This window comes from Candidatus Schmidhempelia bombi str. Bimp, assembly GCF_000471645.3.
GTDB lineage: Bacteria > Pseudomonadota > Gammaproteobacteria > Enterobacterales > Orbaceae > Utexia > Utexia bombi.
On sequence record NZ_AWGA01000107.1, the window covers coordinates 1 to 745 of the forward strand.

General features: G+C 36.2%; 1 protein-coding gene. It reads right to left on the minus strand.

The annotated features are described in order from the left end of the window. Positions 1-394: hypothetical protein (locus tag O970_RS09210; RefSeq protein WP_133459409.1), on the minus strand; the 394-nt coding region annotated here is incomplete at its 3' end. Positions 395-745: the final 351 nt, after the last annotated feature.

The window sequence follows — 745 nt, forward strand, 5'->3', positions numbered from 1 at the left end:
CATTATGATAAAGAGTATCAGTAAATGACGATTCTTCAGGAAAAAGATGTTGATATTCTCGCCCTAAATCGGTTAAATCATAATGATAAATCCCTGGCTGCCCTGCTACTGGCTCACGGGTTAATAAACCGATTTCAGCAAATAAGGGAAGTGTTCTCGATAATTTCCCCTTATTCCAGACTGTCCATTGATTATCATCTTCTAATACGGGCTCATCGGTATAAGGAAACTTTACTGCCCCTAAATATAAACAAAAATCACCTTTCGCTTTAGTCACAGCCCGTGCTTCATCATAACCATTTTGGATCATGGTTTTTAGCTGCCCTTTGTTATAACAGCCACACAATATACTGGCGACTAAGCCTATCGTGATAAGTTGGGTTAACTTGTTCATCTTTTTCCTCTCAATTATTTTTATCTATTAAAGCGTTATTGCTGGTGTTTATATGTATAAAACATCAGTAAAGGTTTCACTGCCTCAGCCTTACTATTGCCATTTTTAGGCATCTTGCCTTGCGGCCAGTAGCGTATTTGTAAATACACTTCATCTGCCCCTGAAAACCTATACGCCCCTATTTTATAAAATAGCTGAAAATAAAGATGGCGATCATCATTTGACCGCCATTATCATTAGCTTACTTAACCAAATAACTTAAATAATTAATATTAAAGTTTTGATTTAAGCAATTATTTTTTCTCTGCTTCTTCATCAAGTACTAGTTGTCCTGAAGGCGGAATCAATTCA